Raw genomic sequence first — 21,011 nt, forward strand, 5'->3', positions numbered from 1 at the left:
CGTCGAAACCGAAGCGCAGTTGGCCTTCTTGCGATCGGCCGGTTGCGATGAAGCACAGGGGTACTTAATCAGCAAACCCATCCCCGCTTCGGCGTTCCAGGATTTGTTGGCGGATGCGCGGTCTTGGCAGGTCAGTGGCGATGGCCTGGCCGCGGCGTCGTGATGCTGTCGCTGCTGAGGTGCCGCTCGTTCGTAGGCCAATTGTTTGTCGTGGTGGCGTGTCGCGCACAGCAATGGCGTGAGCGACTGGGCTAGCCGCGTGGTTAGCGTTTGGACTTTTTCTTCAGGTCGTCGACCACGCTCCGGTATTTTTGTTTGTAGGCTTGGCTTTGAGCGATATGCCCAATAGCATCCCACAGGCGCTCCACCTGATCCGTATGAGCTTCGTAGAACCGTCGCGATATCCCAAAATAGTACAGTTCGTCGGTAAACGGCGTCGGTAGCATTTCGACCTTGTCGGCGTAAGGCAACTTGGCCAACAGCATGGCACAGGCAAGCTCCCAGCACAGCGCCGCATCGGCACGCTTCGCAAGCAGCTTGTCGAACACAGATTGCGGCGAGTGGCCGCTCATATCGACCGGCACCTGCAAAACAGCCAAGTGGTCGAGCAGCAGCGCTGCAGCGGCCGGCACCAGCACCGGCGTTTGCAGGCCACTGAAACGGCGCCCATTCCAATCAACTGAAGTGCCGACCCGCCGGAAAACAAAGACGCGCTCACGAACTACGGCCCGCGCCGGATCAGCGCCTTGGCCGCGCATTGGGTAGGCAAAAATCGCTGTCAGTAAGCGGGTATATGGCACAACGGGAAAGGCGTCGGCCAAGTCGTGATTGACCTCCTCCCGGCAACGAGCTGTGGGCGCAACCCTGAACTCGACCTCCATGCCGACTTCACGCGCAGCGTCGCGGATCAACTGATCAACTATGCCTTGCCCGTCCGACGTCATGATCGTCGGCAAGCGTATGCCTCCATCTGTGCAGATGCGCAAAGGCACCGCCGCATTCGATGACCATGTGGCGAAGAAGAGGATAACGGCAGCAAGTGAGCGACGCATGTTTTTATGATAGCTTAGCTGTCGGCTTCCGCGTACATCTTTCCTGCCAATCATGGCGTATAGGCTAGAAAACAATGCCAGAATTCTTGCGCGAGGCCGGGAAAACGGTGGTTAGCTGACTTGTGTTATAACTTTTTGGGCCACAGCTTACGCGCATGGGCAAAATCAAACTGTTCGACAGCGCCCCGCAAAGGTCCGTACGTCTCTCCCAAGCACTTGCGCAGCTGTGACTCGTTTTGAACAATCAGTTCGCGCACGCTGAATTCGTTACGGCTCAGTCCATTCGCAATCTTCAACAACAGCGCTTTCGCATCAACGCCACCGACCTGAACACTTTCCGTCATCTTGGGGTCATGCAAATCCGGCAACCTGGCCGGTGCCAGCGTCGGTATCGTTTCCGCTGCCATCGCTGACTTGACCGGCACCCTGACCAACGCCGTGAACCAAAAAATCGAACCGACGCCGGGCGTGCTGCTAACCCCGACCTTACCGCCCATTAGTTCAGCCAGCCCCTTGCAGATCGCCAGCCCGAGGCCACTGCCGCCATAGCGTCGCGTGGTTGCGCCTTCCGCCTGCACGAAGCTCTGGAACAGCTTACAGCATTGCTCGGAGGTCAGACCTATGCCACTATCATGCACCTCGACCCGAAGCATCAACATGCCGTCCGTCTGCGCCAAGCCCTCCACTTTGATCTCGACCTGGCCGGCATCCGTGAATTTGAGCGCGTTGTTGGTGTAGTTGATGAGAATTTGCGACAGCCGCGTCGGATCGCCGAGCAGGACGCGCGGCAAGCCCGGTGCTACCTGTAACAACAGGTCTATCGCCTTCGCTTCGGCCACCACCCGCAACATGGCACAGACATCTTCGCACAATCGCTCCAGGTCGAATTCAATTTCCTCGACCTGAATCTGGCCGGCTTCCAGCTTTGAAAAATCCAGTACCGCATTCAGCATTTCCAGCAAGTGCTTGCTAGCGATGTCGATTCGGCGCAGGTAATCAAGCTGGCGGGCATCCAGTCCAGTGTTGCCTAGCAAATGCAACATACCCAGGATGGCGCTCATGGGTGTACGGATTTCATGGCTCATATTGGCCAGGAAATTGGACTTCAACTGCATCACCTCATCAGCCATACGTCGCGCTTCAGCCATCCGTTCGTTAGCTAAACGTTCGGCACTGATATCGTCTACCACCCACACAGAGCCTTGGCTGATGTCATCGACGTCAAACATCTTGCCACTCAACCTGGCCCAGAACGGTTCGCCTGAGCGACGCACCATTTGCCGTTCATAGCGATCAATTCCGATACCACGCAGGGTAGTCAAGCTGCGCGCCTGGTCCGCTGGCGTCACCGGGTCCAAGAAAAGCTCCGAGGTGGGCATGCCGATCAAATGTTCGCGTGGGTAACCGAGCTTCTGCGCCAACAATTCATTGCAGTCAACGATGCGGTGCTCGCGTGTGAAGGCAATGCCGGAACTGGCTGCATTAAAAATAGCAAGCTGCTGACGGTGTGCTTGAGATAAGTCCTGGCGGTGCTGGTACATAGATTGAACCACCTGTGCATGTCGCTCCAACATGGCATTAAATTCACGCAATTCTTCCGCGGCGCTGGGGTCCTCGAAATGAATATCGGATTCACCATCACCGAGCCGCACCAACCGCGTGCCGATACGCGACAGTGGCATTATCACGCGTCGTGCGTAATAGCCTAGCAGCACCGCCAACACGGAGGCAACGTTGAGCAGGGTGATCACAACAGCAGCCAGACGTACATGTTGGGCGGCCTCGATCGCTTGTTGCGACTCGGCGGAGCGGCGCTGCGAAATCGTAATCATGGCCTCGGTGATCGGAGCCAGCACCGCGGCTTTCTTTTTCCAGTATTCGGCACCGTAGGCAAGTTCCAGCGCTTCATCGCGACGATGCTCAGCGGAAGCCTGGAAGATGCGTCGCTCGAGTTCCACCAGCTCGTCCGACGCACGCTTGGCGGCCATAATCAGCGTAGTTTCCCGCGCATTGTCATTTTGCAGCACCAGCTGACGGATGGCGTTCTCACGTTGCCTGACTTGGGTCAGCTCGATCTCGAATTCATCCCGATAGCGTTGTTCGCCCGTCGCGGCATAGGCACGCACGGCCGCCGTCAGCGTATCGCTGCCCTGACGAAACTGGATTGCCGACATGGTATCGTTCAACTGGTGTGACAGGCTTTCCTGGCAGCGTTCCATATATGCGGTTGACCACAGGAACATGCCCAAACTTAGCAAGGACATCAGGCTCAATAGCCCAGTCAACAGACGGCTGGCAGTCTGAATTTTCATCGTTCAGTCAGGATCGGCAAAGCGCAGCGCGACCGCCTCAAACTCCGGCAGACACGCCTGAAAGGCATCGACCACGGCTGGATCGAAATGGCTGCCACGGCCCGCCGCGATAATGGAGCAAGTCTCATTGAAGGAAAGCGCCGGCTTATAGACGCGCTTGCACATCAGGGCATCGAAGACGTCGGCCAGCGCCATCAGACGCGCCGAGACTGGAATTGCGTCGCCACGCAAGCCGGCCGGATAGCCGCTGCCATCCCATTTTTCATGATGGCACAGCGCGATTTCACAGCCCACTTGCAGGAAACCGCAGACTTCTTCCAACAGCGCGGCATCGAAATCCTGACTGGACTGACGTGTCTGGGCAATGGCACGATCCAACGCATCGGCACCGATGCGGGCATGCGATTTCATGCATTCAAATTCGTCCGCCGTCAGGCGGCCGGGCTTGCACAGGATGGCATCGGGAATGCCGACCTTGCCCACATCGTGCAGCGGGGCCGCTTTGACCACCTGCTCCAAGCGGCCATCGCGCAGGGCTGGCGCAAAGCGTTCGTGATCGCACAAGGCGGTGGCCAGCAATCGCACATAGGTCTGGGTCCGGACGATATGCTTGCCTGACTCCTGATCGCGGGCCTCCGCCAGGTAGGCCATCGCCTGCAGACTCAGGTCTTGCACCAGGGCGCTGTGCCGGGTACGCCGCTCGACTTCGGCCTGTAACCAGCGCCGGTCGGTGGCCAGGCGGTCGCGCGCTGCCTTCAGCTCCACGTGGGTGCGAACCCGGGCCAACACCACGGAAGGATTGAAAGGTTTGTTGACGTAATCGACCGCGCCCATGCTCAGGCCGCGCTCCTCGTCTTCGACGCGTCCCATGGCCGACACGAAAATCACCGGGATTTGACGGGTGGCCTCGTCGGCCTGCAAGCGTTGCAGGACCTGATAGCCGTCCAGGTCGGGCATCATCACATCGAGTAAGATCAGGGACGGCGCCGGTGTGATCAGGGCCGCTTGCAGTGCCTGCTCGCCGCAGTTGGCGACGCGGACGTGGAATTCGTCGCTAAGCAATTCGCCCAGTACCATCAGGTTTTCCGCAATGTCATCGACCACCAGTACGGTAGATCGCAGGGCGACTTCCGGAGCTGGCGAGAGAGCTTTTAGTTCTGACATTGCGGATCCCCCCTTGTTTAAAATGCGTGACGCACGATGAGCGCCAGGCCGGTCTGCGTCAGGTTGGCGGCTGGCGCGCCCTCCAGGACTTCCATCGCGCCGCCCCTGTTACTCAGGTGTGCCACGCTGGCCAGCAGATCGGTGCGACGCGACAGGCTGCGCGTCAATGTCAGGCGCAAGATTGTGCTGGACTGAACGTGCTGGCGATCGCGACGATACAGCACGTCCGCCGCCAGACGCAGCTGGGCTTGCAGCTCCTGGTCGATGCCAACCCCCCACACGCTGGCATGGAATGGCGCGCCGTTATTACCAGACAAATACTGGCCGTTGCCTTCCACCTTGCTGTCGGAGTAGCCTCCACGCAAGCGGGTGGCGCTGCCCAGGTGGAGATTGCCGCCCGCGGTCCACAAGATGTTGCTGCGACCTGAGCCGTTGCCGTCAGCCTCAGAATAAAAGGTGCCGGCGAGATAATAGCCCTCCTGCGCATAGTTGACACCGGCGTTAAATTCGCGCCCTGGCATGGCAGCCATCTTGCTTTCATCCAGACTATACATCATCCCTGCCTGCAGGCCGCCGCTACGCGGGGTAACGACCTTGACGCTGTTGTTGAACAGATCGCTTGTGGCGTCAAATCCGCTCAGGTGCAGCAAGGAACCGGCAGTCCAGCCCGGCTGAAAAATATTACCCGTCATCCAGTCGTCGCTTAGCACCCACTGGCGGCCAATCGTCACGGTACCGGCGCTGGTCTCCAAGCCAACGTAGGCATTGCGACCAAACAACACGCCGCCGTAGCGACCAGTTCCAGCGTCAAAACCAGTTTGTAAGTTGAAGAGGGCGGTCATGCCGCCACCCAAGTCTTCGCGGCCCCTGAAGCCCAACTGCGAAGGACTCAGGTAACCGTTCGACAGGCGTACACCGGAGCCGCTAGCGACGTTGAAATTGCTGATGCTAGTTAGGCCCGTGTCGATATTGCCATACATGGTGACAGCGCTCTGAGCAGAAGCCACGGCGCACAAGCTGCACAGGGTGGTGATGCCGGTAGTCCTTACAAAATGGTGCATAGTTCCTTCTTTATCGGGCAGCGAGCGATTAAGCGGCAAGCGCCGCCGCTTCGCCGCTGAACAGACCGTGCAACAGGGCGCCCACATCAAGTAAGGCCAGCAGACGTTCGCCCAGCGTGGCAATCGCAAGCGTGTAATCAGTGTCGATGGACTGGCCCATAGCCGGTGCGGGCTTGCACTCAGCCTGAATCACGCTGATCACATCTGACACGGCATCGACTACCATGCCGACCGCGCGGCCACCATGGTTAACAACCACTACGACGGTTAGCGCGTCATAAGTCGGTTCAGGCTGGCCGAACTTGATGCGCAGATCCACGATCGGCACGATCACCCCGCGCAGATTGGTTACGCCTTTGACGTGTTCGGGGGCATTAGCGATACGAGTGACGGCATCGTAGCCGCGCAACTCTTGTACCGACTGGATGTCGATGCCGTATTCTTCCTGACCGATCTTAAAGGCTAGAAATTCCAGTGGCTGCTCGCCGTCAAACGCAAGCGGGGTATGCGAAGCAGTCGTCATCTCAGAATTCCTCCCAATCGGTGGTAGCTTCTTTGATTGATGCCGGATTGGCCTTGGTTAGCGCGACGCGCTTTGTTGGGCGGGCCGTCAGGGGCAGCGGACGGACAGCAGGCGCGGTCGGCGCGCGCGCTGCGCTTGCCGTGCTGCGCGCGTCATCCCGCGCCGACAGTTTAAAGATCGAAACAGTGCGCACCAGGTCTGCCGCCTGGGTCTTCAGCCCGGTCGCTGCGGCGGCCATTTCCTCCACCAGCGCAGCATTTTGCTGGGTAGTGTGGTCCATTTCGGTCACGGCCTCGCCGACCTGGGTGACGCCCTGGTCCTGCTCTACGCTGGCGGAACTAATCTCACCCATGATGTCTGCCACTCGCTGAATCTCGGTGACGATCTTCTCCATGGTTGAACCGGCGTTATCGGCCAGAGTGCAGCCTTGCTCGACGCGTTCAACACTGTCGGCAATCAGGCGTTTGATTTCTTTAGCCGCTTCGGCGCTGCGACCGGCAAGGCTGCGTACCTCGGTTGCAACCACAGCAAAGCCACGCCCCTGTTCACCCGCGCGCGCTGCTTCAACAGCGGCATTCAGAGCCAAGATATTGGTCTGGAACGCAATGCCGTCAATCACACTGATGATGTCGGCAATCTTGGTGCTGGCATCGCTGATCTGCTTCATGGTATCGACCACCTGGCTGACCACTTCGCCGCCGCTGGTTGCAACGGCCGATGCGTTTTGCGCCAGTTGATTGGCTTGACGGGCGTTGTCGGCGTTCTGCTTGACGGTCGAACTCAGTTCCTCCATCGACGCCGCGGTCTGTTCCAGCGCGCTTGCCTGGGATTCGGTGCGGCCGCTTAAGTCCATATTTCCCTGGGCAATTTCGCTGGAGGCCGTTGCCACGTTTTCGGAACCAGTGCGCACCTCGGCCACCACCTTCACCAAGTTGTCCTGCATCGAATTGAGGGACGTCATTAACTGAGCCACCTCCGTTGGGCCAGTCGTGTCTATGCTGAGAGACAGGTCGCCCTGAGCCATGGCATCGGACAAGTTCACTGCACGACGAAGGGAAGCGGCGATCTGGCGGTACACGTAGGTCAGTACCACGGTCATGCTGACCAGCATCAGCACGGCCATTAAACCCAAACCGACGAACCATTTTTGTTTGATGGCTTCGGCGGCGGCAATATCGCCCTTGGTACGCGTATCGAGCATGGTCAGGAATTCGTCGACCGGCTTCATGATCTTGGCTTTATTGGCATGGTAGGTACGGTCGTGCATCATTTCGCGCGCCTTGGCCAAGTCCGGCTCGCCCTTCTTAGTGAAGCCGCCGTTCTCGTCGGCATACAGACCTTTGGCCAAGTTCATCGCGATGGTTTCTGTTTTGACCAAGTCGTTCGAATTTTGGCCCGCTTCCTTCAACTTGCCAAACTCTGCTTCTGTAAAGCCGGCACGTTTCATTAGTTCGTTCAGCGAAATGGCGGTGCCAGTGCCCTTTCCGGGGTCAATATCAGCCGCACGGAAGTCCCAGTAGATCTTTTCATACTCGTTTGGACGCGGCTTGCTGCCTTCGCGGATGGCGAGGATTTCCAGGTACTGCTGCTCCCATTTTGGCTCGCCACTGACCACATAGGTCCTGGCCAATCGGGTCAAGTCATCCGAGCTCTGGCGCATTTCGTCGGCCAGCAGGTAGGACGCGTAGCGCGATTCATTTGCCTTGGCGACTGCGTCCGACGCGTTACCCAGTTGTTGGATACCGAAGCCCAGTAAGGCGAGCAAGCTCACCATGACGACTATCGAGGCGACAAACATCCGCTTGATGCTGGCTGCTTTCATGTTGTTCTCCATGTTTGAGTGATTCTAGGCAGCAATTTATCATATGAATCAGTCAAAACAAACAAACCAAACATACAAATCACGAAAATCACACAAAAGAAACATTTTTACGAAAAACTTTCAAATCATATACAATGGGTACCGCAAGATTGCTTTATTTGCAGCGAAACCTGCATGGGAATTACATTTCTACTGGGTGCACTATGCCAACCTCACCTATATGCATCGACACAGGATTACGACGCTCCCTTGGTAAGCCCGAACTATATTTTCGGTTTTTGCGTATTTTTTTGGATGATCAAAAGGATGTTTGTCGCCAGATTACTGCGGCGCTCAACAACGACCTTCCAACAGCTATTGTCTTGGCGCATGGTTTGGTGTCACGGGCGGGGCTGGTTGGGGCGATTGCCTTGTCAGAGCTGGCCAGCACCCTTGAAGAGGCCTTACGCGATGCTGCTCTTGAGCGAGCCATGACACTGGCCCTGGCGTTAACAGAAGAACATGCGCGGGTGATTGATACCATCGGAGCGCATCTTGCGCAGCAAGCCATAACAAGCCGCCCGGGCGATTTATATGAATGACGCAACCGCATCACTAACTCCTGCCGAGCAGCCATCCTATTCGACCACCGAAGTAGCGCGACTTCTAGGCGTCTCTCAGCCGACAGTGCAACGCTGGGTAGATCAAGGCTTGTTAATGGCCTGGAAAACGCCGGGAGGCCACCGTCGTATTGATGCACAAAGTGCTCACGAGTTCCGGGCACAGCGCAACCAGGACAAGCCAGTCGCCCCGTCGACCAGTCCGCCGACTATATTATTGGTGGAGGACGACGCGATTGACCGCGAAGTAGCCAGCGCAGTGATCGCCGCTACCTGGCCTCATGCCCGGCTGTATCAGGCCGCCAATGGTATTGAAGCACTACTGATGATCGGTCAGTTCAAACCTGACATCGTACTGAGCGACATCGTCATGCCGCATATGAACGGCCTGGAAGTGCTGCGGCAGCTAAGCCAAATGGAGAACAGCAAGCCACGCCTGCTGGTCGCCATCACGTCGCTCAAGCCTGCACGGATCGCCGAGATGGGGGGCTTGCCGCCCAAGGTGTTATTGATCCCTAAGCCAATCGAGCCCGATATGGCACAGGTTGCGCTAGTTTCAGCATGGCAACAAATCGCATGGTAGGTGCGACGTCGATACTTACCATGGGTCAAGGCGCGTAAGCGAGCACGCTAGATTACAGTTTGCGGTGAAGCGGATTTTGCGGAAGTACCAATATCCGCCCGACCAATAGCACGATGCAATCCGGATTGTGTTGCAGCGAGCGGAAAGGCGAAACGCGGCGTGGGCGTAAGTGACTGTTCGATTGGGTATCTCTGAAATTCAGAGATACCCGCGCTCAGGCAAGTTGATTGTTCGTTTGCGCGCCGCCCCCCCGGTTCACTGCAGTTCTTACACGCTCCGCAGCATGGCCAGATGAGGTCTCCAACAGTGTTTCTCAGCCATGCACACCGATGATTTTTCTGACGCCTAAGATGATATGCGTCGATTTCAATCCATGCGCTCGAACTCGCCAGGGCGCCAGGTTTTGTCGAACCAGGGTTCCAGCGCGCCATACAGACGCAACAACACGCTCCAGCCCTTACCCGGAACGGTTTGCACCCAATTGCCATCGCGTCCTGCCGGCGCCTTCGGTCCGAAGTAGACGTCGATCGAACCATCGGTATTCATTTTCAGACCAGGGCTCTGGCTGCCAACTTGGGGATACTGCTGGTCGGTTTGCAGCATTGAACGCGTCTGAGTGTCGTAGGCGATCAGCGACCAGAAATCCTTCACAGGAATATTCGCCGGCAAATGCAGCTTGTAGGTATGACTGCCATCGAATCCACGACCTTTTGAATCGACAAACGCCGCCGCGTACTGAGATCCCTTGCCAATGACCTTCATTTCCATCGCTGGTGTGACGCCGGTCGCGTAGAAAAAGAATGAATAGTAAGAATCCAGTTCGCGCACGCCGTTGTTCTCGAACAGATAGCCGCCGAGGAAACCAGTGCGCCATGCACTGCCCGGGTAGAAATAAGCGTCAGGATTACGCTGCCGATAGGTCATCGCGCGCACAGTCGCATCGCCGATCTTCGCAGCGTCGGCGAGAATTTTTTTCATCCGCGCATCAGGTGCGAATGGCTTTCCCTTCACGATACCGATCGCTGCCAGATTACCCAATGTCACAGCATCGATCGCCGAGTTTGGCTCTTCCTGCAGGAACTGATGAATCATCGAAAAAACTTGCGTGTCGCCTGGCGCAATCGTGTTGAAGTATTTGCCCGAGACATGTTCGAAATGTAGCGCCGGCGGATTGCCCGCATCGGTCAGCGGATAAATGCGCATCGTTTTTTCAACCAGATCGATCCCCGGCTTGTAATCGCCGTTGACAGGGAATGTCCGAAACCCGCCCCACACTGTGTAGGTGCGCGAATGCAGCACATGGTAGCCCTCGGGAATCTCACCTTTCCAGTCCGGTGGCAACAGGAGATACTTGCCCCCCGCGCCCTTGTCAGCGCCGAGAATGCCGATATCGCCAACCCAGCGGAACCAGCTATCGTCGAACAAACCGAGCACCTTCGGCGGCACTTCGACCACCAACGGCCCATTCTTCGTACTCAGATGCATCCAGGTGTAAGTCGTGTTGGTATTGGCCGTCAGGAACAACGACTTCGAATCCATCCTGGCCTCGTGCATTACGGCAGTTCGATTGACCGCTCCAAACTGGTCTAGTCCCCGTACCATCGCCATCATCGATACTGCTGGCAGCGCGTCCAGATAAGCCTGCAGCGCACGTTGTGCATCAAGATTGTCGTAGACCTTGCGCGCAGTAGCGTCATCCGGGACGCCATCGTGAAAACTCAATGTACCCAGGCTCGTCGTCACTTTGTCCGGCGTCGCGATCCCTGGTGGCACGGGCGTTGTCATGCGATAGGGTTGCGGTTTTTGTTGTGCAAATGCAAATCCGGCTGCTAAAAGCAGTGAAATACTGAGAATACGCTTCATGACTTTGTCCCGTTTAATGTATCTGGAAGTAACTTTTGGCATAAATGCAATCAATTTCGCTGTGGAGAATTTGTTATTTCACGTCATATCTGGCGATCAGCCCGGGGCGCGTTACGGCCCCGTTCAGCTCGGTCGAGGTGTTCGCCATGCGTTGGCATGTTTGCTAGACGTTCGACCATCGACCGGAATCGAGCCCATGGCTTTCAGGCGCGCGAAGGCGCGGGCCCGGTAGGCATCCCAGCCGCTGTCGAACTTGCCCTTGGGTAATCGGTCAGCTTGGCGAATTCGCGGGCCGGAACGAGATGTTCGTTGTTTTTGCCCGTGGCGGCACCGGGCTTCAGCATGTGCTTGTCCTTCAGGTCTGGAACGGCCATGGATTCTCGAGTTGGATGGCTGCTACGCCGTTGGCGGCGCGAACGGTTGATGGGACGATTATGTGAGACAGCGCGCCAAAGAACTTGTGAGTTCCCGCCATCTTCATGCTGCTGAAAATGCATGGAGGAGGCAAGCTTCTGCGTCTGCAGCTTGGCAGATAAGCACAAATTTACGCCATACGAACGGAGGGCGGGCCAGCGCGGTCATGCGGTTGAGTACACCCACACGAATTGCTACCCCGGTCGCCTGCGCCCCGATCGCGCGCGGCCCGTTCCCGGCAGGTCAGCAGCTTCGGACGGTACATCAAGGTTTCGGCGAGCGCGCGGCGGTGTTCGCCGCTGGCCGCCTTCCGCTTGCGGTAGAGCACTGCATTCACACTGCAGGGGGCGCAAGTTCGAAACGTGCACTTCCCACCCAGAATTGCATAAAAAGGCTTGCGACAGATTGTCGCAAGCCTTTTGTTTTGCGCGCCGCTGGTCCATGGTGCATGGCCGTTGGCCGTGCGGCTACTTGCTCAGGATGTGGATGGCGACTGCCGCTTCCTCGATCCCTTGCAGACCGCCGCCGTTCTCCTGGATCGCGTGGCGCGCGCCATCGACCTGGCGTGCGCCCGCTTCGCCGCGAAGCTGGGTGACCAGTTCGTACAGCTGGCCGATGCCAGTGGCGCCCAGCGGGTGGCCCTTCGATTCCAGTCCGCCCGACGGATTGATGGGCAGGCGGCCGCCGACGGTAAAGTCGCCGCGCTCGGCGCAGATGCCGCCTTCGCCGGGCGGCGCCAGGCCCAGGTTCTCGGCCTGGATGATCTCGCCCATGGCGGAAGCATCGTGGACTTCGGCCACGTCCATGTCGGTCGGGCCGAGGCCGGCGCTCTCATACGCCTGCAGGGCCGCCAGGCGGCTCACGTGCAGATCCGGCCGGTCCAGGCCGCGCGTGCCGAAGCTGCGCATGACGCTGGCGGCGATCTTGATGCAGCGCCTGGGGTCGGCGCCGATGCGCTTGAGCCCAGCCTCGGTGCACAGGATGGCGGCGGCGGCGCCGTCCGACAGGGGGGCGCACATGGGCAACGTGATCGGATAGGTGATGGGCGGGGCCGCCAGCACTTCCTCGATGGTGAACGGCTTGCGGAACTGGGAGTAGGGGTTGTGCACCGAATGCTGGTGATTCTTCGCGCACACGGCGGCGATCTGGCGCTGGGTGGTGCCGTAGGTGGCCATGTGCCAGCGGCACATGGCGGCGTAGATGGACATGAACTTGCTGTACGGCTTGTCCGACTCCGAGCCCGGCGGCGGCGTGATGCCAGCGCCCATCGTCACCAGTGTCTGGTAGTTTTCCTCGGCGCGCGCGACGTCCCAGCCTGCCTCGAAGATGGAAAAGGCCTTGAGCTTGTCGGGGATGTTCATCTTTTCCGCCCCCAGCGCCAGCGCCACGTCGGTCGCGCCCGCGCGCAAGCCCTGCACGGCCAGGTGCACCGCCGTGCTGCCGGAGGCGCAGGCGTTTTCCACGTTGTAGATGGGGATGCTGTGGATGCCGATCTTGCTCAGCACCACTTGGCCCGGGATCGCGATCTGGCCCTGTAGCGGGCCGTTGGTCATGCCGGCGTAGTAGGCCGCGCCCAGCGCGCCGATGTCGCAGTTGGCGTCGCGCAGGGCGCCTCGCAACGCTTCGCCCGCCATGTCGTGCAGCGAATGGTCAGGGTGGCGTCCGAAGACGGTCATGGCGATGCCGGCGATGTAGATGTTGCTCATGTCTGGAGTCCTGGTTGGTGTTGGCCGGAGCACTCAGCCCGTGATCAGGCCGAACAGGCGTGGGTAGGCATTGGGCAGCAAGCGGGCCAGCCAGTACAGCGTGGTGGACAACTTGCCCGTCAGGATGCGGCGCTTGCCGCTGGCGATCCCTTTCAGGATGTCGGCCGCGCAGCGTTCGGGCGGCGTCACCAGCATCTTTGTGGCCAGCTGATCGAAGCGTCGCTCCTCGCTGCCGGCGGCGGCACAGCGCCGGCCTGCCTTGTCGATGTTGGTCTTGATGCCGCCTGGGTGGACGCAGACGGCGCGCACGCCGGTGCCGGCCAGTTCGCTCCACAGGCATTCCGTCAGTCCGCGCACGGCAAACTTGGAGATGTTGTAGGCGCTTTGCAGGGGAAAGCCCACCAGGCCGAACACGCTCGAGATGTTGACGATGCAGCCTTCACGCTGGGCCAGCATCATCGGCAGGAAGGCCTTGCTGCCGTAAATGACGCCCCACATGTTGATGTCCAGCTGCCACGCGATTTCGTCCGTGCTCAGATGGGCAAAGGTACCGACCATGGTGGCGCCAGCGTTGTTGATGACGTAGTGGGCCGTGCCGAAGTCGCGCTGGACCTCCAGCGCGTGCAGGAATACGGCGTCGCGGTTGGCGATGTCGAAGCTGTAGGCGCGCGCCTCGGTGCCGGCGGGCAGGGCCGCCATGGTCTCGGCCAGCGCGGTGGCGTTGATGTCCGACAGGGCCAGGCGCGCGCCGTGGCCGGCCAGTTGCAGCGCCAGCGCGCGGCCGATGCCGGAGCCGGCGCCGGTGACGACGGCCACTTTGTGGTTGAAGCAGTTCATGATTCCTCTATTCGGTCACACTTGGCGGTCCATGCCGCAAGGGTTGATGCGGTGGGGCGGCTTAAATCTTGCGATCCGTGCCGGCCCAGTACTGCTGGCGTAGTTCCTTCTTCAGCACCTTGCCGACGGGGCTGCGCGGCAGCGATGCCACGAAGTCGATCGTCTTGGGCGACTTGACGGAACCGAGCTTATGCTTGCACAGGGCGATCAGTTCCGCCGCGTCCACGTGCTGGCCCGCGTTCAGTTCCACCACCGCCTTGACGGCTTCGCCCCATTGCGAGTCGGGCACGCCGATGACGGCGCAGTCGCGCACGGCGGGATGGCTCCAGATCACCTGTTCGGCCTCGCTCGGGTAGACGTTGAAGCCGCCCGAGATGATCATGTCCTTCTTGCGGTCCGTGATGTGCAGATAGCCGTCCGCGTCGATGTGGCCGATGTCGCCCGTGTGCAGCCAGCCGTCGACGATGGTGGCGGCGGTCTGTTCGGGCGCCTGGTAGTAGCCCTTCATGAGCAGGTCGCCGCGCACGCAGATTTCGCCGGTGCGTCCCTGCGGCAGGATGGCGTTGGCCTCGTCCATGATCTCCACCGTGACCAGCGGGTTGGGCCGGCCCACCGATGACAGCCGTTCGTCGCCGGCCAGCTGGCCGTCGATGAAGTGCTCGTCCGGCGGCAGGTAGGCGATCGACGCCGGGCATTCCGTCTGGCCGTAGCCGCCCGTCAGGACGGGGCCGAACAGGGCAATTGCCTGGCGCAGTTTTTCCACCGACATGGGCGCGGCGCCGTACATCAGGTAGCGCAGCGAGGACAGGTCGTATTGCCGCACTTCGTCCGCGCGCTCCAGCAGGCGGTAGATGACCGTGGGCGGCAGGAACAGTTCGGTGACCCGGTGGCCGGCGATGGCCCGCAGCAGGTACGCAGGGTCAGGCGCGCCCAACACCACCACCGTGCCGCCGCGCGCCGTGCAGGGCAGGGACAGCAGGCCGGCCGTATGCGTCATCGGCGCGGCCGCCAGGTTGACGGGATGCTCGCCGCTGCCGTATGTGCAGGTCATCATGAAATGGGCGCAGAAGGTCTGGGTGCTGCGGTGGGTATTCATCACGCCCTTGGGCTTGCCGGTGGTGCCGCCGGTGGCCGACAGCATGATGACGTCGTCCGGATCGTAGTGCACGGCCGGACGCGTGTCGGGCTGGCCGGTGATCCAGTCGGCCAGCGACACGGCGCCCGGAACCTCGGTGGCAGCGGATGGCTGCGCGCCCGCAGCCGGGTCGATGCAGATCCAGTGCCGTACCTTGGGCAGGCGCGGTTGCAGCGCCGCCACCACCGGCGCGAACTGCGCCTGGAAGAACAGGATCTCGCAATCGAAGGCGTCGAGCAAGTACTGGTTCTCGTCGTCGGCGTTGCGCGCGCCGACGGGTATCCAGCACATGTTGGCGCGCCACAGGCCCAGCGTGCAGGCCCAGGCCGTGACGTCGTTGCCGGCCCAGACGGCGCCCTTGCTTTCCTTGGGCAGGCCGGTAGCCAGCAGCGCGTGGGCGATGCGGCACGACAGCGCGCCCACCTGGTCGAAGCTGTAACGCTGCTCGTCCTGGATATAGGCGGTGCCGGACGGGTTGATGCGCCAGCCGCGGTCGAAAAAGTCGATGATGGCCATGGTGACTCCGCGCTTACAGCTGTTGCACGGTGGCGCGCGCCAGGCCACGCTGCTCCAGGAAGCCGAGCAGGTAGCGGTGGCCGAACGCCTGGCAGGCCGAAGCGAAGCCGGTCCTGCTGCTGTCGCCATCGAGCAGCTTCATCACGGCGGCCGTCTGCAGCGCGCCGGTGGCGATGTAGGCCGTCACGCCATGCACAGTGGCGCGCACGGCCGCCAGCTGGCCTCGGCCGATGGCAAAATCGACGGTGCGGACCACGGTGGTGCGCTCGCGCGGCGGCATGGTGGGCGTGGTCGAATCGACGATGCCCTTGATCACGGCGTCCTGCTGCTCCTTCGGCAGATGGCGGTATTCGGTCTCCCATTTCTGGCCCAGGCTGTGCACCATGCGCATGACGTCGTTGTCGTAGAAGCCCACGGCCGAGGTGCAGCAGCGCACCCGCGCGTCGTTCTCGAAGAACACCGGCAGCGAGGTGCCGCCCCAGGGCAGCGAGAATACGGGCTGCATGAAGCTGGGATCGACCATGTCAAAGGACGCGTGCGGGGCGTGCGGCACCAGCTTCTTCTCCCACAGGTAGCACGCTTCCTGGCGGTACAGCTCGAAAATGGAAGCAGTCGAGCCCACGGTCACGCCAGCCGGGCCGCCGCGCGGACCACGGCACAGGGTGCCCGTTTCCAGTACGTCCACGCCCGGGGTTTCCAGCGCCAGCTGGGCCGCGATCTCGGCGAAGGTGTACATGTAGGCGATCGACGGCGCGACGAGCAGGCCGGCCTGGCGGAAACGCTCGCCGAACTGGTCGCGCACGGCGCGCACGTAACCCTGCTCGCCGGTGGTGTCGAGATGGTGGCAGCCGGCATTGAGCGCCGCTTCCACGCCGACCAGGCCGAAATTGGCGAACGGCCCGACCGTGTTGCATACCACCTTGGCGCCCCGGAATGCCTCTGTCAGGGCCGCGACGGTATGTTCCGACTCGATGATTTCATAGGTGGCCGATTCCAGCCGGACCACACGCTGGGCCATCATTTCGCGCACGCGCGCGGCGCTGCGGGCCACGGCGGTGAAGGGGATTTGCTGGTCGATCAGCCAGTCCATGATCAACATGCCGGTGTAGCCACTGGCGCCATAGACGACGACGGGATGCTTTGCCATTTTTTACTCCAATATTTTGTGTGGTGAGTGTGGTGGATCGGTTCGTGCGGCGGGCGTCCGGCCCGCCCGGCCCTTAGCCCTGGCCCCAGCCTTCGGCGTGGAGCTGCTGCGCCAGCAGGCCAAGGCGCATGGTGAGCACGTTGTTCTCGCCATCCTCGATCAGCGTGACGCGTGCATCGCGCAGCAGCTTTTCGATCGGATATTCGCGCGAGGTGGCGGCGCCGCCGAACAGCTGGAACGCTTCGTTGACCACCTGCCACGCTTCCTGGGTGACGGTGACCTTGGCCGAGGCCGTGGCGTAGGCGTGGCCCTGCGGCGTGAGGCGGGCATAGGCCAGCGAGCGGCGCGCCACGGCCCGGCACAGTTCCACCCGGCGCAGCATGTCGCCGATGCGGTGGCGGGTCAGCTGGTGGTTGATCAGCAGCTGGCCGCCCTGTTTGCGTTCGTGGCAGTACTGGAGCGCCAGTTCGAAGGCGGCACGGGCCACGCCGGTGAAGGTCTGGCTCATGTGGGTGCCGGCATAGGACCAGGCCGACGTGTGGTTGCCGTAATAGCTATCCTGGAGGGCGACGGCAAAGCGGCGCGGTATGCGCACGTTGTCGAAATAGATTTCGCCCTGCGGCAGCGAGCGCTGTCCGAGCTTGTCGAGCGGCTTGCCGCGCGAGACGCCGGGCAGGTCGAGCGGGATGATGGCGGCCAGGCCGTGGGGGCGGCCGTCGGCGTCGAAGAAACCGTCGCCATAGTCGGCGCCCAGGTAGCCCAGGGCCACCTGGGCCACCGCGCCATTGGACACCCAGGCCGAACACTGGCCATTGATGACGATTTCGTCCTTGCCCACGGTGGCCAGCATGTTGCCCTTGTTGCCCTGTGCGCCGGGCGTCCAGTCGCGCCGGATGTCGTACATGGTCACGTCGCTGCCCTTGTCGGGGTGGGTGATCATCCAACAGCCGATCTTGCCGGTGCACAGGTCCACCAGCTCCTGGTTGCCGACGGCCTTGGCCATTTCCAGGGGAAAGCTGGCGGCGGCCAGCGAGATGGCCAGGCCGGCGTCGCCCCAGCCCATCTCCTCGCCGATCAGCGATTCGACCCGCACCGCCATGTCCGGCGGCAGTTGCGCCAGCAGGCCAGGGTCGAGCCCCAGCCTGGCCGCTTCGGCAAACACGGTGTAGTAGGGCGAGCCGGGGGCGATCACCTGCTCGGGTGTCATCTTGTCCAGTTCCTGGCCGATCGGGCGCAGGACTTCCTTGGCAAAGCGGTGCACGCTGGCCTGGATGGCCAGTTCCTCCTCGCCCATGGGCGTTTCAAATCCCGTCAACGACACGGCGGGCAGCTTGAGTTCGGTGCTGAGTCTCATACACTTGTCTCCTGAAAAGGGTGGCTTGTTTTGGCTTGTTGTTGCTGACAAGTGTGGGCCTGAAAAAAGCTGGCGGCTTTCAACAAAGTTGCGTATCTTTGTCAAGAAAAGCTCATGGATAAATTTGAGGCGGGAGCGACGATGGAAGCGCCAGTCTGGCTGAGGATACGGAAGGAACTGGGGCACAGCCCCATCCTGGAAGGCGACATCGGGGGCGACACGCCGCTGCATGTGGAGCGTTTTCTGTATCAGGCGAACGAGCGTACGGTGGCCGCGCCCGGCAGCACCGTGCTGGTGGCGCAATTTGGCGGCGCCCGCGTGCGGGAGGGCGACGGTGCGGCGTGGCGCTCGGTCAGCCTGCCCAAGCAGTCGCTGCTGGTGGGCGCGGACACGGCCACCCACTGGCAATATGCGGGCACCATCGATTTTGCCGTGTTCTACTTTGTGGGCAGCGGTGCCGGGCTTCAGCAGAGCCTGGACTTGCTTGCCGCCTCGCATGGCGCGCCATTGCCGTTCAACGACCAGCTGGTCAGCGCGGCGGCGCTGCAACTGGTCAATGAGCTGCAAAAGGGGCCGCTGGCCGACCGGGGTTTCATGGAGCGCCTGGCGCCCATCATGCTGGAGCAAACGTTGCGGGCGCTGACGGCGCCCGGCATCAGCGGCATCAGCCCGCGCCACGTCCATTTCTTCAGGCTGCAGGCCGTGCTCAACCACATTCACGCGCATGTGGCCGAGGAATTGCCGACGCCCGCCCTGGCCCGCATCGCGGATGTGAGCCTGGCGCATTTCAAGCGCATTTTCGAGGATGCCATGGGCATGCCGCCGCACCGCTACATCATGCACATCCGGCTGGAGCTGGCCCGGCGGCTACTGACCGTGTCATCCATGCCGCTGGCGCGCATTGCGCAGGAGTGCGGCTTCAGCAGCCAGAGCCACCTGACGGCCAGTTTCCGGGCCGCCCATGCCGTCACGCCGGCCCGCTACCGGGTGGCTCTGGCGGCCGCCGGCTCAGCCCCGATCGTCGGGGCTGGCGCTGGTGAACCGTTCCGGGATTTTGAGAGGCCCCGTGGCGTGAGTCAGAGCGAAGTCGCTAACCCATAACTGGCTTGGCCGATAGGCCCGGAACTGGTGATTGACCCGGTCCAACGGGCACGGCGCAGCGGCGTCGCCTCGATGGCGGCCCATCGGGAGTGTTACGCGCCCTTGGCCGCCATGACCAAGCGGACGCAACGTTCAAATACTTCAGGGGAATACTTGGATTTCTTCATGGCCCGATTCGCTCAACGAATGGCGCCTTCCAGATTTGCGGAACGGTTCACTCTGCACAGGCAAGGCCAACGCAACGAGGCTATCCGAGGCACTTCGCCAAGCGCAGCGTGGCTTGATGGATCAGATGCGTGGGCATCAAGCCGAGCCCAAACACCAGCCCGTTCGGCGGCGAGGCAGCCAGCGCATACTGGCTGATCGGCTCGACCCGAATGCCCGCCTCGGCGGCCGCCGCGACCACTTGCGATGCATCGGCTCCACCGCGTAGTAGTGCGGCGATATGCAGCCCTCCTTCGGCCGGGATCACCGACAATGTACTTGGAAGATGGCGCTGCAAGGCCTGCGTCAACACCTGCTTGCGCTGGCTGTAGACCTGGCGCATTTTGCGGATGTGGCGCGCAAGGTCGCCATTGTCAATGAACGCGGCCAGGGTATCCTGCGCCGCAACCGCGCCGTGCCAGTCACTGCGCTGCTTCGCACCGACCAGGGCGGCACGAGCCCAAGCCGGCGCGATGACGTAGCCCAGCCGCAGGCCCGGAAACAGGCTCTTTGAGAACGTGCCGACATAAAACACCGAGTCGGCGCGGTCCAGGCTTTTCAGTGCATCGAGCGGCTGCGACGAATGACTGAATTCGCCATCGTAATCATCTTCGACGATCAGGCCGCCATGTTCGCGCGCGAACGCCAGCAGGGCCATGCGGCGGCGCAGCGACATGGCTTGCCCCATCGGAAACTGGTGGGACGGCGTCACGCAAATCAGCCGTGCGTCGGCCGGGATGCGATCCACTGCTATACCTTCCGCGTCGACCGGCACCGGCACCAGCACGGCGCCGGCGCTCTCCAGCGCCCAGCGCAACGGCGGATAGCCCGGATCCTCGATCGCTACCTTGGTCTGACCTGGCTCGATGAAGATGCGCGCCAGCAGGTCAAAAGCCTGCTGTGCGCCGGAGGTCACCAGCACGCCGTCGGCGTTGCAGGCCACGGCGCGGGCAAACGACACGTGCCTGGCGATGGCGGCCCGTAGCGCAGCCCGTCCTTCCGGCGCCGCGTATTCGGCCGGCGCGCGCTGCAACTGGCGTAACGCGCGGGCGTCCAGGCGTCGCCAGGTATCGAAAGGGAACTGGGTGGTATCGGGCAGACCCACCACAAAATCGTAGTCGAACTGCGTCGCCGGCGATGGTCGCAGTACGGTTGGTTCATTGCGCCAGCGTGGCTGCAGCAAGGGCGTCCGATCGATCGCCGCGTTCGCGGTGCGGGGTGGATCGGCCGGGTAGATGTCTGATACGTAAGTGCCGCCACCGGCCCGCGCCGCGACCAGTCCTTCACTGAGCAGCAAGTCATACACGGCCATGGCGCAGTTGCGCGAAACACCGCAATGCGCGGCCAGCGTGCGCGAGCCAGGCAATCGCAAACCGGCGGACAGCCGGCCATCGATGATGGCGGTGCGCATCTGCTGATGCATGGAGCGCAGGATTTGCCGGGAGCCAGGCTTCGGCAGGGTAAGGGTGATCGGAAGAACGGGCTCCATCGGGACCTGTGGTGGTTGAAATAGGCCGGCCAGGAGACGTCCTGACCGGCACCCTGAAGTTTGCCCGGACTGGCTCTGCTGGCCAATCCTCAGGCTTGCAATACTGTACACCTGTTCAATTTATTCACC

Annotated in this window: 17 protein-coding genes and 1 pseudogene; 3 read left to right on the plus strand and 15 right to left on the minus strand. The window is 61.3% G+C overall.

The window, feature by feature from the left end:
• Positions 1 to 263 precede the first annotated feature (263 nt).
• From H3H36_RS20455 to H3H36_RS20480, 6 genes are all read right to left on the minus strand, one after another.
• Positions 264 to 1,052: a transporter substrate-binding domain-containing protein gene (locus H3H36_RS20455; protein ID WP_182219940.1), complete on the minus strand. Its 789-nt coding sequence runs from the start codon at positions 1,050 to 1,052 to the stop codon at positions 264 to 266.
• Positions 1,053 to 1,177: 125 nt separating this feature from the next.
• A complete protein-coding gene (locus H3H36_RS20460) occupies positions 1,178 to 3,364 on the minus strand; it encodes an ATP-binding protein (RefSeq protein ID WP_182219941.1) in 2,187 nt (728 codons plus the stop codon).
• A 3-nt stretch (positions 3,365 to 3,367) separates the two neighbouring features.
• A complete protein-coding gene (locus H3H36_RS20465; RefSeq protein WP_182219942.1) occupies positions 3,368 to 4,528 on the minus strand; it encodes an HD domain-containing phosphohydrolase in 1,161 nt (386 codons plus the stop codon).
• 17 nt (positions 4,529 to 4,545) lie between these two features.
• The gene (locus H3H36_RS20470; protein ID WP_182219943.1) at positions 4,546 to 5,589 is read right to left on the minus strand and encodes a porin; all 1,044 of its coding nucleotides are present in this window, start codon (positions 5,587 to 5,589) and stop codon (positions 4,546 to 4,548) included.
• Positions 5,590 to 5,617: 28 nt separating this feature from the next.
• Positions 5,618 to 6,112, minus strand: coding sequence for a chemotaxis protein CheW (locus H3H36_RS20475; RefSeq protein WP_182219944.1), 495 nt, complete (start codon positions 6,110 to 6,112; stop codon positions 5,618 to 5,620).
• Position 6,113: 1 nt separating this feature from the next.
• Positions 6,114 to 7,934, minus strand: a complete 1,821-nt coding sequence (locus H3H36_RS20480) for a methyl-accepting chemotaxis protein (RefSeq protein WP_182219945.1) — start codon at positions 7,932 to 7,934, stop codon at positions 6,114 to 6,116.
• A gap of 203 nt (positions 7,935 to 8,137) precedes the next feature.
• On the opposite strand from H3H36_RS20480, the gene H3H36_RS20485 reads away from it, so the two are divergent.
• Together H3H36_RS20485 and H3H36_RS20490 are read left to right on the plus strand one after the other, a co-directional pair.
• A complete protein-coding gene (locus tag H3H36_RS20485) occupies positions 8,138 to 8,515 on the plus strand; it encodes an Hpt domain-containing protein (RefSeq protein WP_182219946.1) in 378 nt (125 codons plus the stop codon).
• The gene (locus tag H3H36_RS20490; protein ID WP_182219947.1) at positions 8,508 to 9,116 is read left to right on the plus strand and encodes a response regulator; all 609 of its coding nucleotides are present in this window, start codon (positions 8,508 to 8,510) and stop codon (positions 9,114 to 9,116) included. The genes H3H36_RS20485 and H3H36_RS20490 overlap by 8 nt, the downstream gene beginning before the upstream one ends.
• Positions 9,117 to 9,482: 366 nt before the next feature.
• Here the strand turns inward: H3H36_RS20490 and H3H36_RS20495 are convergent, their stop codons facing one another.
• From H3H36_RS20495 to H3H36_RS20530, 8 genes and pseudogenes are all read right to left on the minus strand, one after another.
• Positions 9,483 to 10,979, minus strand: a complete 1,497-nt coding sequence (locus H3H36_RS20495; RefSeq protein ID WP_182219948.1) for a DUF1254 domain-containing protein — start codon at positions 10,977 to 10,979, stop codon at positions 9,483 to 9,485.
• A gap of 203 nt (positions 10,980 to 11,182) precedes the next feature.
• Entirely contained in the window at positions 11,183 to 11,353 is a 171-nt protein-coding gene (locus H3H36_RS20500; RefSeq protein ID WP_182219949.1) for a hypothetical protein, read from the minus strand.
• 187 nt (positions 11,354 to 11,540) lie between these two features.
• Positions 11,541 to 11,712: pseudogene (locus tag H3H36_RS20505) on the minus strand (IS5/IS1182 family transposase); the annotation flags it as partial.
• A 148-nt stretch (positions 11,713 to 11,860) separates the two neighbouring features.
• Positions 11,861 to 13,099 carry a thiolase family protein gene (locus H3H36_RS20510; RefSeq protein WP_182219950.1) on the minus strand — a complete coding sequence of 413 codons (1,239 nt, stop codon included), beginning with the start codon at positions 13,097 to 13,099 and terminating at the stop codon, positions 11,861 to 11,863.
• A gap of 33 nt (positions 13,100 to 13,132) precedes the next feature.
• Positions 13,133 to 13,936, minus strand: a complete 804-nt coding sequence (locus H3H36_RS20515) for an SDR family NAD(P)-dependent oxidoreductase (RefSeq protein WP_182219951.1) — start codon at positions 13,934 to 13,936, stop codon at positions 13,133 to 13,135.
• Between the two features lie 61 nt (positions 13,937 to 13,997).
• Positions 13,998 to 15,587, minus strand: coding sequence for an AMP-binding protein (locus H3H36_RS20520; RefSeq protein ID WP_182219952.1), 1,590 nt, complete (start codon positions 15,585 to 15,587; stop codon positions 13,998 to 14,000).
• Between the two features lie 13 nt (positions 15,588 to 15,600).
• On the minus strand, positions 15,601 to 16,734 hold the full coding sequence (locus H3H36_RS20525; RefSeq protein ID WP_182219953.1) for a saccharopine dehydrogenase family protein: 1,134 nt from the start codon (positions 16,732 to 16,734) through the stop codon (positions 15,601 to 15,603).
• 73 nt (positions 16,735 to 16,807) lie between these two features.
• On the minus strand, positions 16,808 to 18,088 hold the full coding sequence (locus H3H36_RS20530; protein ID WP_182219954.1) for an acyl-CoA dehydrogenase family protein: 1,281 nt from the start codon (positions 18,086 to 18,088) through the stop codon (positions 16,808 to 16,810).
• A gap of 615 nt (positions 18,089 to 18,703) precedes the next feature.
• On the opposite strand from H3H36_RS20530, the gene H3H36_RS27370 reads away from it, so the two are divergent.
• Positions 18,704 to 19,189 carry a helix-turn-helix domain-containing protein gene (locus H3H36_RS27370; protein ID WP_255461896.1) on the plus strand — a complete coding sequence of 162 codons (486 nt, stop codon included), beginning with the start codon at positions 18,704 to 18,706 and terminating at the stop codon, positions 19,187 to 19,189.
• A gap of 247 nt (positions 19,190 to 19,436) precedes the next feature.
• Here the strand turns inward: H3H36_RS27370 and pdxR are convergent, their stop codons facing one another.
• Positions 19,437 to 20,882, minus strand: coding sequence for a MocR-like pyridoxine biosynthesis transcription factor PdxR (pdxR, locus tag H3H36_RS20540; protein WP_182219956.1), 1,446 nt, complete (start codon positions 20,880 to 20,882; stop codon positions 19,437 to 19,439).
• Between the last annotated feature and the right edge of the window lie 129 nt (positions 20,883 to 21,011).

Source organism: Rugamonas fusca (assembly GCF_014042365.1).
GTDB lineage: Bacteria > Pseudomonadota > Gammaproteobacteria > Burkholderiales > Burkholderiaceae_D > Rugamonas > Rugamonas fusca.